The organism is Clostridium pabulibutyricum, from assembly GCF_058242705.1.
In genome coordinates, this window is record NZ_JBZAYZ010000005.1 from 35671 (window position 1) to 50702 (window position 15032).

The following is a 15032-nucleotide window of genomic DNA, read 5'->3' on the forward strand; positions in this document are numbered from 1 at the left end:
TATGTATAAGATAGATTTGAATTGTGATATGGGAGAAGGTTTCGGACATTATAAAATTGGATCGGATGCAGAGGTGATTAAATATATTTCGTCTGCAAATATAGCATGTGGATTCCATGCATCAGATCCGGTTGTAATGGACAGGACTGTTAAAATTTCAAAGGAACATGATGTTTCAATAGGGGCTCATGTTGGCTTCCATGATATTGAGGGATTTGGCAGAAGAAAAATTGAACTGTCTTTGGAGGAAATTAAGTTAATGGTTCAATATCAGCTTGGTGCCCTTTATGCATTTTGCAGGTCTAGGGGAGCTGAAATGCATCATGTAAAACCACATGGTGCGCTGTATAATATGGCAGCGAAGGATATGGGCATCTCACTTGCCATATGCCGTGGAATATTTGAGTTCGATGAAAATCTTATTCTTTTAGGACTCAGCGGAAGCAAGATGATCGAAGCTTCCCGAAAGGTTGGAATTAGATCTGCAAGCGAGGTGTTTGCAGATAGAGCGTATAATTATGACGGATCTCTTGTACAGAGAGGAGTGCCGGGGGCTGTCCTTGAAGAAGACGAAGTTGTAATTAAAAGGGCTTTAAGAATGGTCAAGGAAGGAAAAGTGGAAGATGTACATGGAAATGATATTTCAATCCAAGCAGATTCAATATGTATTCATGGAGATGGAGCAAAGGCTGTTGAGTTCGTTAAAAAAATAAAGAGAGCGTTTGAAGCTGAAAAAATACAGATAAAGTCTCTATAAATTGGGGTTTTAGTTTTCAAAGGCGGTGATTTGAAAGATGAAGGATCAGGAATTTAATGTATTTCAGGCAAATGAGATGATGGCCGTGATTGAGTTTGGATATAAAATTGATGAGAGTATAAATAAAAAAATAAGGATTTTCTGTGAGTATCTTGATAAACATGAGTTCAAGGGGTTTATAGAATATATACCTTATTTTTCGAGCGTCTCTGTTATTTATGATCCGTTTCTTGTTGGTTCGGAATCGCCTTTTGAAAGGGTAGAAGGGATACTTGAGGATATACTTTCAAAATTGGATTTTACCTGCAGATATGATCATCATGTAGTTGAGATACCTGTGTGTTATGAAGGAGAGTTTGGTCCGGATTTAGAATATGTTGCCGAATTTAACAGGATTACAGTAGAAGAAGTAATACACATACATTCAAGTGGGGAATATTTAGTATACATGATTGGTTTTGCACCTGGCTTTCCGTATCTTGGAGGGCTTTCGGAGAAACTTTATACTCCAAGGAGAAAATCACCAAGAACTAAAATTCCAAAAGGTTCTGTTGGAATTGCAGGAAGTCAGACGGGAGTGTATCCAATAGAAACTCCGGGAGGATGGCAGATAATTGGCAGGACACCACTTGAATTGTTTGATTTTAATGTATATGACAAACCTATCCTGGAATGTGGTGATGTAGTAAAATTTTATCCTGTTTCCAAGGGGGACTACGCAAAATTCAAGGAGGGAATGTTGTGAGTATAGTTGTTTTGAAAGGAGGACTTTTTACAACCATTCAGGATTCTGGAAGATATGGATATCAAAAGTATGGAGTAGTTGCAGGCGGAGCAATGGATAACTATTCCATGAAACTTGCAAACTTGGTTGTAGGCAACGATGAGAATGAAAGTGTTTTTGAAATAACGCTTGTGGGACCTTCTTTAAAAATATCAGAAGGGACTTTGATTGCAATATCCGGTGCAGATATTTCACCTGAAATAGATGGAAAAAGGGTACCGGCTGATAGGCCTGTTTATATAAAGAAGGACTGTATACTGGATTTTGGAAGATGCATCCTTGGTTCAAGGTGTTATTTGGCTGTAGCAGGTGGATTTGATGTTCCCGATGTTATGGGAAGCAGGAGTACTTATACAAGGGGTAAAATTGGCGGGAAAGATGGAAGGTGTCTTTTAGAGGGCGATGTTGTTAAAACACGTTCAAAAAGTGAGTTTTCAAGGAGGATAATAAAAAGTATTATTTCAAATGAAAACTTTCAAAATAAAAAATTCCTGACATCCAGCTGGTATGTTAGAAATTATGTTATAGAAAGTATCAAGTGTCATACAATAAGGGTTTTTAAAGATACTCAATTCAATATGGTAAAGGCAGACAGTATAAAAGATTTTTTCAATTCTTGTTTTACCATAGATGCTAAATCCGATAGAATGGGATTTAGACTGAAAGGTCCTAAAATTGAATTTCAGAAAGATGTGGAAATGATATCAGGAGAAGTATCTTTTGGAACTATACAAATTCCAGGGGAGGGAAACCCAATAATACTTCTGGCTGACAGGGCAACGGCAGGGGGATATCCCAAAATAGCGCATGTTGCGGCCTGTGATATACCAAAGCTTGTTCAGTTAAAACCCATGGACAAGATTAAATTTCATAAAATAGAATTAAAAGAAGCTGAAAAATTATATATTGAGCGAAGAAGTTACACGGAAGATTTGAAAAAGTCGATAAGGCTAATGGTGCCGGATGAGTTTTTTTAAGTAATATAATTTGTTCCAGATTTATAAAGTTGCTATTTTTAAATACGATATAAATAGAAGTATATATTGTCCTTTTTTATAGGAGGGTGAATAAAAATCTATGATTAACAAGTGGTATAGAAAATCCTGGAGTCAAATTGTAAAGGAACTTGACAGCAGCAGTTATTATGGACTTTATGATGAACAGATTGAGTCCCGCAGAAAAAAATATGGATCAAACGAGATAATGATGCCGGATACTAAAAGTTTCGTGATGTTGATTATCATGCAGTTTAAACAAATATGGGTTGTTTTTATGCTTCTCTGCATGTCGGTACTTTTATATTTCAGTTTCTTTACTGAGGCATTTGCGTTAGTTCTTATATTAGCTGTGAATTGTATGTGTGTAATTATCGACAGATATAAGGATGAAGAGAATATAAAAGAGTTGAAAAGGCTTAATTCAGGTCATGCACGTGTAATACGAAATGGAAGGACAATGAAAATTGAATCGCAGGATCTTGTAGTTGGAGACATAGTTATAGTTGGCACGGGGGAACTTGTACCAGCCGACATGAGGATAATAGAATGCAGTGACTTAAAAGTGGATGAATGTTCTGTTACAGGTCAAAGATATTTGGTAGACAAATATGAGCCGAGGATGGAAGATAACGAAATACCACTTTCAGATATAAAGAACATGGTTTTTAAGTCGTCTACTGTTGTAAAAGGTGATACTACCGGGATTGTAGTTGCGGTTGGAATGGATACTCAGGTGGCTGAAATTATGAGGCTTCTTTTAAAGGAAGACAAGGTGAAGTCTTCTTTTGGAGAAAAAATGAATGAAATATTGAACATGTACACAATAATTTTAGCGGCAATTACTGCAGGGGCAGTTGCTTTGAGGTATGTAATCGGACTTGATGTATCAAATCCATTTGTTTTTTCAACATTCATGGCTGTAAGTTGTTTCCCGATTGGATTTTGTATAATACTCGGAATTATAAGTACGATTCTGCTTTCGAGACTTAAGAAAAACAATGTGGACTTTAAAAATCTTTTTAGTATTGAAAAGTTTTCCAAGATTTCTGCTATATGCACAGATAAAATAGGAAGTTTTTCACGTGAGAGAGTTGATATAGCAAGAGCATATGGCAGTGGCGGGTTTATTGAACTTGATGGTGAAACTTTAAGAGAAGGTATGAATGACAACTTGAGAAGAATGCTGTATATAGGTATCTTATGCAGCGGTACAAGGTTTGGACATGGAAAGATTCAAGATTCAAAGGATGATCTAATTGAAATTTCAATTGCTAAATTTGCAGAGCAGAATGGTATATACAGAAAAAAAGTTCAGGATGAGCATCAGAGGCTGTTTCAAATTTCCTTTGACACAGAGAGAAGAATAATGACCACTGTAAACAGAGTAGGTAAAAAGTACAGGGCCAATGTAAAAGGAACAGTTGATTCGATACTTGAAAGGTGCACTCACATACTTAAAAATGGCGTTGAGGTTGAAATAACCGAAGATGATATGGATTCAATACGTGATGCTGATATGAATATGTCGAATGATTCACTTAATGTAATTGGATTTGCATATAGAAATTTCAATTATGAACCGAGCCAGGAAGAAAATATAGAAAGCAATCTTGTATTTGTTGGTCTAATTGGATTTGAAAACAGATTGAAGGATAATGCCATGGAAGCTTTGCTTAAGGCTTCAAAACTTTCAATAAAGCCTGTCATAATTACGGATGACAGTAAACTTACAGCGCTGGCTGTAGGAAAAAAACTTGGAATTGTGAAAAGGTTGCAGCAGATATTGTCAGGAATTGAAATGGACAACATGCAGGAAGAAGAATTTAAACGTATTGGAGAAAAAATAAATATATTTTCCAGAGTAAATTCGAAACACAAGGTTGAAATGATAAGTGCATTAAAGGATTATGGGTATACAACCGCTTTGACGGGATGGAAGCTTACAGATCTCCCGGCACTTAAGATGTCCAATATAGGAATAACAAACATGGGAAGTAATATCGTAAAAAAGCTGTCAGATATATTCATACAGGATATAGATTTTATGCGGCTTCTAAATCTTGTCGAAAGTTCCAGAAGAATAATAAATGTAATTAGAAAAATAATGATATATATTATATCTACAAGTTTTTCTATTATGTGGTTTATCGCATTTGAAATGTTTACATCACAGAAAGCGGATGTGATGAAGAATATTTTTCCAAAGTCGCTTTGGAGCAGTTTATTTGTTGTATTTTTGTCTTCGATTGCACTCATATCCCAGTGCAGGGTAGAGTCAACCGAATATAATGATTACTCCATAGGGAGAAATGTTGTAAGAGAAAAGACTTCGTTTATGATATCCAGTGGATTTTTAATTGGACTACTTTCATTTTTGAGTTTTAAAACGGCGGATTTTTTAAATGTAACGTATTTTGGGAGTATTCCTTTTAATGTATTAAATTTGAATCTTATTATTTTTATACTTAGTTTTTCAAATAAAAAAATATTTGAAGTTAGAATTTCAAATATAATACTTTTCTTGGGCGCTTTGTTGCAAATAGGAATTTGTGCGGCTTTTTACGGATTCAAGATGTTTTTCGATGTGACTTATTGGGAGGTTGTAGTCCTGTTTGTAGTGCCGTGGTTTATATTTTGCCTGTTTCGAAAGGTTGATAAAGAAAATTACTATATGTATGAACAAGATGATATATAGTGTTTATAATAATAATTTTGTGGACACAATTATAGACAGGGGTGCTGTCCATGAGAAAACCAATGGTATTTTATGCTGTTTCAACAGCTTGTGGTTGTGTGTTCGTTTTAGAATGTTTTTATAATTTATTTGTGGGGGCGGCTTTTGCCGCCCTGTTTTTTATAATATTTTTTGCTGTACTTGAAAAGAAATTTTTTATATTGAATTTGATTTTCTTTTTATTGGCATGTGTTAGTTCTCTAAACTATTTTAGTTTGAAACCCGGTCAAAATGCATATATAAGGATACAGGAAAGAAAAAACTATTATATTACAGGTAGTATAGAAGGAAGAAAAGTGACCTTGAGTGGCAAACTTGATGGAATAGAAGAGGGGAGTAAGATATATGCATGTGGAAGTTTCAAGAACGGAGATCAATTTGACAGGGGAATAATAGGTGAATACAAAGTAAGAAAATATAAAGTATTGAAGAAGGATTTTTATTATTTGTCATATAAGTACAAAAAGATGATTCATGACAAGTTTCAAAGTGCAATTGGAAATGATAAATCTGCAGTTGTCATGGGAATATGTTTTGGTGATGTGCAGTATTTTACACAGGAGCAAAAGGATGAATTCCAGAAGCTTGGTGTTGTTCATGCAGTGAGTGTTTCTGGATTTCACATGGCTGTTCTTTATGCTGCCCTTGAAAATCTTGTTGGATTTAAAGTTTCGTCGCTTGTATGTCTTTTCTATACATTTTTTACAGGCATGTCTGCAGCAACTGTAAGATCTTTTATTATGATGTTTGTATTCAAAATGTCAAGGGTTCTTTTCAAGGAATATGACAGTCTTTCTTCTTTGGGACTTGCAGCAGTTGTACTTATAATGGCTAGACCGTATTATATAGTGGATATAGGGTTTGGATTATCATTTTTAGCAACCATTGGTATAATATTGTATTATAATAAAATAGCATGCAAACTTTACATGATTCCGGAAAAAATAGCGTCGGCAATAAGTCTGGACGTTTCGTCTCAGCTTTTTTCACTTCCCTATATAGCTTTTACAATCCAAAAATTCAGTTATGTTTCGCTTCTTGGAAACATGATACTTCTTCCCATGTATTCTGTTATTGTTGTACTTGGAAATTTGTCATTGCCTTTTATTTTTACGGGAGGGATGTTCTTTTATATTTCAAAACTTATTGGGATTGTTATAATGGCATGTGATGGAGCAACTTCAATTATACTCGGCATATATTCTGATATTGCATATTTGAGTTATATGACTGGAATTGCAATTTTGATTTCTTACATAAGCTGTCTTTTTTACAAGAGAGGGCTTAAAAAAGCAAAGTACATTCCAATAGCATTTCTGATTTTTTTATTTTTTCAGAACTTCAATGTTTTTACGAAAATAACACTTGTAAGTTTAAAAGGAGGCCAGTCGGTTATTATAGAAAGCAGAGAAAAAAAGATTATGTTGTGTAATTATGATTTTTTTAATTCGAGCTGGATTATGGACATAAAAGACTCAAAAAATATATCAAAGGTTGTTACTGATCCAAAAGACGGCCTGATATATAATATAAGAAAGAATGAATCTATAAAATTGAATATTGAAGGAAAGAATTTTGTATCTGCAAATTTCTATGAAAATGGAACAAAATTCAAGCTCAAGTTTGACATTAAAGATAAATGCAATCAAGGCAGGCAACATTTCGAACATGGAGATGCTCTAGATAAAAGCAAGTCATATGTTATAATGTTTAACAGGATGGTCAAGGTTCGTTAATATGTTGTCTGAAGGGAAGAAGTGATTATTATGATAGATACTTTTACTTTAAGCCAGGATTTAAAAAAGGGCAATTTAAAAAATTGTTATATATTTTGTGGGACGGATGAGAAGATTATTGAAGAATGCATAGAAAATATTATTGAAAAATCGATATCGAAAAATTTACGCGAACTTAATTTTCAAAAATTTGATGGATGTGCCCTCGAAAGTTTTGATGCAATAATAAATGCATGTCAGACACTTCCGTTTATGAGTGATAAAAAAGTTGTGGTAGTATACAGGGCGCCTTTTATAAATGACAATTCAACGGAAAAGAGCAAATTGTCAGGCGAAAAACAATTTGAACTAATATGCAGTTACATTCAAAAGATTCCCAAACACTGTATATTAATAATGTATGATGTATTCAAAGGCAAAAGGGATAAACCTGGAAGAAAGATTTACAAGATGGATAAGAGTGCATGTGTGGTCAGGGTTGGAAAATTAAAGGGAAGACAGCTTGAACAAAAAGTGGAAAAACTTTTTATTGAGAGGAAAAAAAACATAAGAAAACTTGAACTTAGAATATTTTGCAGCCTAGTTGAAGAAGAAAATTTCAGTGAGATAAAAAATGAAGTGGAAAAATTATGCTGTTATACATACGAAAGGGAAATTTCCAGAGAGGATATAGAAAAACTTCTTTCAAAAAGCAGTGATGAGGATATATTTGATCTTGTCAATCCCATTGCAGATAAGAAAGTGAAAGAAGCACTCAATGTTCTGGATGAACTCTTATACAAAGGCATGAAAATAAGCTATATACTTTCAATGATAGAACGTCAATTTGATAGAATGCTTAAAATGAAAGTGGAACTTGAGGCGAAAAAGGAAAAGAAATATATAATGAATATGCTTGGCATGAAATCGGAATATGCGTATAAAATTATGGTTGGACAAAGTAAAAAATTCACCATCAGACAGTTGAAAAGGTCTCTTGATATGTGTCTCGATACTGAGGAGAGAATAAAAAGTCTTCCTGTAAATGAGAAGACTGAGATGGAACTTTTAATAATAAACACAACTGCTGCATAAATAAATAACCGGTATCAACCGGTTTATTTATTAAGCAGATAAGCTATGTAATCTTGCTGCGAGTCTTGATTTTTTTCTTGATGCCTTGTTTTTGTGGATTACACCCTTTGTAACAGCTTTGTCAAGAGCTTTTACTGAAGCAGCAAAAGTGACTTTAGCTTCATCAACATTGCTGCCTTCAACAGCAGTTGAAAATTTCTTCAACGTTGTTTTTAATGAAGATTTTATCATTTTATTTCTTAGAGTTTTTGTCTCTATAACTTTTATCCTTTTTTTTGCTGATTTAATATTTGCCATGGTAGTTCACCCCCTTATAATTTTATAATTTCGTCAGCTTTGGGGAATGCTGGTGAGTTTCGAATATTTAACAAATGCTATTATAACATTAAAAGTAAGTTCCTTCAAGTATAATTTCAATGAATATATGTCTTTAAAACGCTAATAATAATTTAAAGATTATATGTGTTTGGAGTGATTGCTTTGTTTATGAATGTGAGAACTGATTTGGCGCTGGAGGCTAAACAGATATATGAAAGTGAAAATGGAGAAGAAGCAGATGGAATAGAGATTGATGAAGTATTTAAAGATGATATAAAAATAACAAATGTGAGAGTTACGGGAGAAGTCGGAGAAAAGAAGATAGGTAAGCCGAAAGGATCATATATAACAATTGAGATTCCAAAGTATGCATTTTACAACGGAGAGCTTGGAGATAAGCTCAGTAAAGTAGTTGGAGACCAACTGGAAAATGTGATAAAAAAATTAAAAAATCCGATTGACAAGAGTATGACTGTGATGGTGGTAGGATTGGGAAATTGGAATATAACTCCGGATTCACTCGGACCCAAGGTTGTATCAAAGCTTATGATAACACGGCATCTCAAACAGCTTGTTCCAGATAAAATAGATGAGAGGATAAGACCTGTTTGTGCAGTTGCGCCTGGAGTTCTTGGAATAACAGGAATTGAAACCGGTGAAATAGTAAGAGGAATAGTAAGAAATATAAAGCCTAACCTTATAATATGTATAGATGCACTGGCGTCCAGAAAACTTGAAAGGGTAAATTCTACGATACAGATAAGCGACACCGGTATATCCCCCGGTTCTGGGGTTGCAAACAGAAGAATGGAACTCAGCGAAAAGACACTTGGTATTCCTGTAATTGCAGTAGGGGTTCCAACGGTGGTTGATGCAGCAACTATGGCAAATGACACTATAGATCTTGTAATTGAAGAGCTTATGTCAAAGTCCCATAAAGGAAGCGAATTCTACAACATGCTGAGGTCTCTTGACAGGGAAGAGAAGAGAAAACTTATAAACGAAGTTTTAGAACCGTACTCGGGGAATATCATGGTTACGCCGAAGGATGTGGATATTGTAATGGAATCAATATCGAAGATATTGTCGAGCTCAATAAACAGGGCACTTCAACCGGAACTTGACGAAAAGGAAATAAAAGCTTTTCTGGAGTAGAGGTTTTACTTTAATGTATAAAATACGTAAAAATGTTCATCCTTAGTAATAGAAAAATTTATTGTGAGGGTGGTCTTATGGGTATTAAAACAGTAAAATCGATTGTAATTTTAAGTATTGCAATCATTGTTTCAGGTATATTGGTTGTCAGTAACAGCATGCCTAAATTTATAAAGGATAACTCAAAAATAAGTATAGATTACAGTTTTTCGCCGCTTGATTTTAAAATAGAAACAAACAAATATTCCATAGACATGAATGGAAATACATTTTGCAGTTTGAAAGACAAGGCTGCCAATGCTATTTTTAATGCGGGAGACGGTATTAAATCTGCAGGGGAGCATGTGGTTTCAGGGGTATCGGATAGAATTGATGAAATAAAAACAAATGTATTTCAAAAGTAGATAAAATGCCATTTAGTACTCTTTTCAGGAAATACCCGTTATGTTATAATTTATTATAAATAATAGTTAGTGTTTAGAAAGATTTGCAGAGTTGCAAATCTTTTAAATTTATCTGACGGCCAGGCGATGGAGGTTGCTAATATGCAGAGTGAACGACAAAAGTACATAAGAAATTTTTCAATAGTTGCACATATAGATCATGGTAAGTCCACACTTGCAGACAGACTTATTGAAAAGACGGGTGCCCTTACAAAGAGAGAGATGGAATCCCAGGTACTTGATAATATGGAACTTGAGAGAGAAAGAGGAATAACTATAAAATCACAGGCGGTAAGGCTTGTGTATAAAAGACGTGAAAATGAAGAATACATATTTAATCTCATAGATACTCCAGGACATGTAGATTTCAATTATGAGGTATCGAGGAGTCTTGCTGCCTGTGAAGGGGCCATACTTGTTGTGGACGCAACACAGGGTATACAGGCACAGACACTTGCAAACTGCTATCTTGCACTGGATCATGATCTTGAAATTGTTCCTGTTATAAACAAGATAGATCTTCCAAGTGCAAGACCTGATGAAATAAAAAAGGAGATAGAAGATGTAATCGGCATAGATTCAGAAGATGCACCTCTTGTATCGGCAAAGACAGGTGTAAATATAGAGGATGTACTTGAAGCCATAGTTGAAAAAGTACCTGCTCCTGAGGGAGATGAAAGTGCGCCTTTAAAAGCGCTCATATTTGATTCCAATTATGACAGCTACAGAGGTGTTGTATGCCACATAAGAGTAAAGGAAGGAACCATTAAACAGGGAATGCAGATAAAGCTCATGGCAACTGGCAAACTTTATGAAGTTACCGAAACAGGAGTGTTTGCACCTGGATTTCTTCCAAACAGCGGACTTGAGGCAGGAGATGTAGGGTACTTTACGGCATCTATAAAAGATGTAAGGGATGCAAGAGTCGGAGATACGGTTACAGAGGCAAAAAGACCTGCAGAAGAGGCACTTGAAGGTTACAGACCGGCAGTACCGATGGTATTTAGCGGAATATATCCTGCAGATGGTGCAAAATACGATGAACTCAAAGATTCCCTTGAGAAACTTCAGGTAAATGATGCAGCATTGTCTTTTGAAGCTGAAACTTCAATAGCACTTGGATTTGGATTCAGATGCGGTTTTCTTGGACTTTTGCATATGGATATTATACAGGAGAGAATAGAGAGAGAATTCAATCTTGATATAATAACCACTGCACCATCTGTAATATACAAGATAACAAAAACAGATGGAAGTATAGTTGAACTTACAAATCCAACCAACATGCCCGACCTGTCTGAAATAAAATACATGGAAGAGCCGATTGTAAAGGCATCTATAATAACTCCATCCGATTATGTCGGCCCTGTTATGAAACTCGCTCAGGGAAGAAGAGGAACATTTGAGGATATGCAGTATATAGAAACTACAAGAGTATCTTTAAATTATGATATACCACTCAATGAAATAATATATGATTTCTTTGACGCACTTAAATCAAGAACAAGAGGATATGCATCCTTCGATTATGAATTAAAAGGATATGAAAAAGCAAGTTTGGTAAAATTGGATATACTTCTGAACGGTGAGGTTGTAGATGCACTTTCGATAATTGTCCCAGAGGAAAGAGCATATGAGCGGGGAAGACATACAGCACAAAAGTTAAAAGAGATAATTCCAAGACAGCTCTTTGAAATACCTATTCAGGCTGCCATAGGTGGAAAGATCATAGCACGTGAAACTGTAAAAGCCATGAGAAAAGATGTACTTGCAAAATGCTATGGAGGAGATATATCGAGAAAGAAAAAACTTCTTGAAAAACAAAAAGAGGGAAAAAAGAGAATGAGACAGGTAGGATCGGTTGAAATACCTCAGGAAGCATTTATGGCGATATTGAAGACTGAGGATTAGAAGGTGCCTTTATGAGTTTTAAAGTACAGCATGATGATTTTGAAAAATACACTTCATTGTATGTGCATATACCGTTTTGTGCGAGAAAGTGTTTGTACTGTGATTTTACTTCATACAGTGGAAAGGAAACACTTATTGATAAATATTCCCAGGCACTTTCAGATGAGATAAGAGATATAAAAGGTGGTATAAGTACTATATTTATAGGTGGGGGTACGCCTACGTATGTAAATACAAATTCCATGAAGACAATTATAGAATCCATAAATTCAAGAAAACTTCATAGTCAAATTGAATTTACAATAGAGGGTAATCCCGGAAGTTTTACTGCAGACAAACTCAAGCTGTTTAAAGATATGGGAGTAAACAGACTGAGCATAGGACTTCAGGCATGGCAGGACAAAATACTCGAAAGACTTGGAAGAATACATAAGCTTGAAGATTTTAAGAAGGCATATTCTATTTCAAGAGAGCTTGGGTTTTCAAATATAAATGTAGATCTCATGTTTGGAATTCCAGGCCAGAGTTTTGATGACTGGAAGGAAACTTTGGAAAGGGTAGTGGAACTTGATGTTGAACACATATCATGCTACAGCCTTATATTGGAACAGGGAACCCCTTTTTATAGAATGTATAATGAGGGTGAAATAGAATTGATGAACGAGTGCGATGAAAGAGACATGTATCATTTTGCAGTTGGTTTTCTTGAGAAAAATGGATATCTGCAATATGAAATATCCAATTTTTCAAAGAAAGGGTTTGAATGCATTCATAATTTGAATTATTGGAATCTTGGAGATTATATTGGATGCGGCGCCGGTTCACATTCCTGTGTTGGAAAAACCAGATACAGGAGAACAGACAGTATAGAAGAATATATAAACCAAATTGAAGAGAAAAAGCTTCGAAAGCTTGATGTACATAAAAATTCAATTTACGACAGTATGGAAGAATTTATGTTCATGGGCCTTAGAAAAAAAAATGGCATAAGTATTTTTGAGTTTCAAAAAAGATTTGGAAAAGATATTTATTCGGTATACAAGGTGCCTATTGAGAAACATATACGATATGGAACTCTTGTTGAAAAGGGAGATAGAATGTACTTGAGCAGAAGAGGTATGGATGTGGCAAACAGTGTGATGTGTGAGTTTATATTGACAACTTAGATATAAGGAGTAAAAGTGAGTATTTTAAAATATGGTCGGCTTAAATAAATTATACTGCAAATTATGATTAGATAATAAACACTGTATAAAGTTGACAAAAAAAAATATCAGTGATATTTTTTAATCATAGCAGTTAGCACTCAGTAATAACGAGTGCTAATAAAGAGGTGATATTATGGAAATGGATGAAAGAAAGATAAGAATACTTCAGGCCATAATAAATGATTATATAAAAACAGCGGAGCCTGTGGGATCCAGAACCATAGCAAAAAAATATAATATGGGAATAAGTTCGGCTACAATAAGAAATGAAATGGCTGATCTTGAGGATATGGGCTATTTGGAGCAACCTCATAGTTCGTCGGGAAGGAAGCCGTCAAACAAGGGATATAGGCTTTATGTTGATAAACTTATGCATGTGCCTAATCTCAGTGAAGAAGAATTAATTATAATAAAAAACAAGATTTTAAACAGTGCAATACTCCAGATGGATGAGATAATAAAACATACGACGATGCTTCTTTCGGAACTTACAAAGCTTACATGTATAGTCAAGGTTCCTTCAATAAGCAAGAGTTATATAAAACACCTTCAGCTTGTAAATATAGAGTCAAACAACAACATACTCCTTGTAATTGTTACAGATAATGGAGTAATAAAGAATAATGTTATACGTGTTGGGAAAAATATTCCTGATAATGTTCTTATAAAACTCAGCCGCCTTTTAAGTGACAGGTTGAGGGGACTTAACAGTGAACAGATAAATCTTGAAGTCATAAATAATATAAAATTGGACTTAAAAGGATATGAAGATATATTCAATGCAATTATACCTGTCATGTATGAGAATCTGAAAAGTGCAGACAATGCTGACATATATATGCAGGGTACCGTAAATATATTTGATTACCCAGAGTACAAAGATATTGAAAAAGCCAGAGAATTTCTGTCAATGTTGGATAATAAGGAAAAGGTGAATGAACTGTTGAATGATTCATCCAATATTTCTATAAGAATTGGAAGCGAAAATTATATACAAGGAGCTGAGGATTGCAGTGTGATATCGGCATTTTACAATCTTGGAAATAAACCTATAGGGAAAATTGGTCTCATAGGTCCTACGAGAATTCCGTATTCCAAGGTTATTTCCGTACTCACAAATGTAGTTAGAGAATTGAATTTTATTCTGACAAATGCTTACTTTGATTATGATTAAGTTTTATATTCACCTGCATTTTATTATAAATATATGAGATTGGAGGAAACAATCAAATGTTTAAGAAGAAGGATGATATTAAAAATAATGATGAATGTAAAAATAAAGATTTAAAAGATAAGGTTGAAGAAAATAGTTCGGCCGATGATAAGGATCCTGAAGAAGAGAAACAGGAAGATACTTGCACGAAAGATGTGGATGAAGAAAGTGCAGGGGAATCAGAGCAAAAAGAAAAGGAAGATGAACTAAAAAATATAAAAAGTGAGAATGAAGAATTGAAAATTAAAATTGGAAAATCAAAGAGTCAGTGTGAAGCTTTGAAAGACAGATTGGCAAGGACAGTTGCAGAGTATGATAATTTTAGAAAAAGGACTGCCAAGGAGAAAGAAAAAATATATACAGATGTATGTGAAGATGTACTTAAAGAAATTCTTCCTGTACTTGATAATCTTGAAAGAGCAATCAAAGTTGATGGAAGTGCAGACGATTTGAAAAAAGGTGTCGAAATGACAGTGAAAATTTTTAATGAGGCTCTTAAAAAACTTGATGTCGATGAAATACCTGCAGATGGTGAATTTGATCCTAATTTTCATAATGCAGTTATGCATGTGGAAGATGAAAACTATGATAAGAATAGTATAGCAGAGGTGTTTCAAAAGGGATACAAGCGGGGAGATAAAGTGATAAGATACAGCATGGTAAAGGTTGCAAATTAATTCAAATATTTAATAGAACTTTGA

Annotated in this window: 13 protein-coding genes; 12 read left to right on the top strand and 1 reads right to left on the bottom strand. The window is 34.5% G+C overall.

From position 1 onward, the window contains the following. Position 1: 1 nt before the first annotated feature. The 6 genes from AC4CVH_RS07495 to holA all read left to right on the top strand — a co-directional run bounded on the left by AC4CVH_RS07495 (position 2) and on the right by holA (position 8083). Positions 2-757, top strand: a complete 756-nt coding sequence (locus AC4CVH_RS07495; RefSeq protein WP_490787134.1) for a LamB/YcsF family protein — start codon at positions 2-4, stop codon at positions 755-757. A gap of 37 nt (positions 758-794) precedes the next feature. Continuing rightward, complete coding sequence (pxpB, locus tag AC4CVH_RS07500) at positions 795-1502, top strand: 5-oxoprolinase subunit PxpB (RefSeq protein WP_490787135.1); 708 nt, start codon at positions 795-797, stop codon at positions 1500-1502. Further along, positions 1499-2518, top strand: coding sequence for a 5-oxoprolinase subunit C family protein (locus AC4CVH_RS07505; protein WP_490787136.1), 1020 nt, complete (start codon positions 1499-1501; stop codon positions 2516-2518). Before pxpB ends, AC4CVH_RS07505 begins: the two co-directional genes overlap by 4 nt. Before the next feature lie 100 nt (positions 2519-2618). Next, the gene (locus AC4CVH_RS07510; protein ID WP_490787137.1) at positions 2619-5234 is read left to right on the top strand and encodes a cation-translocating P-type ATPase; all 2616 of its coding nucleotides are present in this window, start codon (positions 2619-2621) and stop codon (positions 5232-5234) included. Positions 5235-5284: 50 nt separating this feature from the next. Beyond that, a complete protein-coding gene (locus AC4CVH_RS07515) occupies positions 5285-7009 on the top strand; it encodes a ComEC/Rec2 family competence protein (RefSeq protein ID WP_490787138.1) in 1725 nt (574 codons plus the stop codon). 30 nt (positions 7010-7039) lie between these two features. Beyond that, positions 7040-8083, top strand: a complete 1044-nt coding sequence (holA, locus tag AC4CVH_RS07520) for a DNA polymerase III subunit delta (protein WP_490787139.1) — start codon at positions 7040-7042, stop codon at positions 8081-8083. Between the two features lie 30 nt (positions 8084-8113). Here holA and rpsT read toward each other — a convergent pair whose 3' ends face one another. Continuing rightward, positions 8114-8380 carry a 30S ribosomal protein S20 gene (gene rpsT, locus AC4CVH_RS07525; RefSeq protein WP_490787140.1) on the bottom strand — a complete coding sequence of 89 codons (267 nt, stop codon included), beginning with the start codon at positions 8378-8380 and terminating at the stop codon, positions 8114-8116. 189 nt (positions 8381-8569) lie between these two features. Here rpsT and gpr point away from each other — a divergent pair, with 189 nt between their 5' ends. From gpr to grpE, 6 genes are all read left to right on the top strand, one after another. Next, a complete protein-coding gene (gpr, locus tag AC4CVH_RS07530) occupies positions 8570-9556 on the top strand; it encodes a GPR endopeptidase (RefSeq protein WP_490787141.1) in 987 nt (328 codons plus the stop codon). Positions 9557-9633: 77 nt separating this feature from the next. Then, on the top strand, positions 9634-9960 hold the full coding sequence (locus AC4CVH_RS07535; protein ID WP_490787142.1) for a hypothetical protein: 327 nt from the start codon (positions 9634-9636) through the stop codon (positions 9958-9960). 141 nt (positions 9961-10101) lie between these two features. After that, positions 10102-11910, top strand: a complete 1809-nt coding sequence (gene lepA, locus AC4CVH_RS07540; protein WP_490787143.1) for a translation elongation factor 4 — start codon at positions 10102-10104, stop codon at positions 11908-11910. Between the two features lie 11 nt (positions 11911-11921). Beyond that, complete coding sequence (gene hemW / locus AC4CVH_RS07545) at positions 11922-13076, top strand: radical SAM family heme chaperone HemW (RefSeq protein ID WP_490787144.1); 1155 nt, start codon at positions 11922-11924, stop codon at positions 13074-13076. Positions 13077-13251: 175 nt separating this feature from the next. Then, a complete protein-coding gene (gene hrcA, locus AC4CVH_RS07550; protein ID WP_490787145.1) occupies positions 13252-14292 on the top strand; it encodes a heat-inducible transcriptional repressor HrcA in 1041 nt (346 codons plus the stop codon). 56 nt (positions 14293-14348) lie between these two features. After that, complete coding sequence (gene grpE / locus AC4CVH_RS07555; RefSeq protein ID WP_490787146.1) at positions 14349-15008, top strand: nucleotide exchange factor GrpE; 660 nt, start codon at positions 14349-14351, stop codon at positions 15006-15008. Positions 15009-15032: the final 24 nt, after the last annotated feature.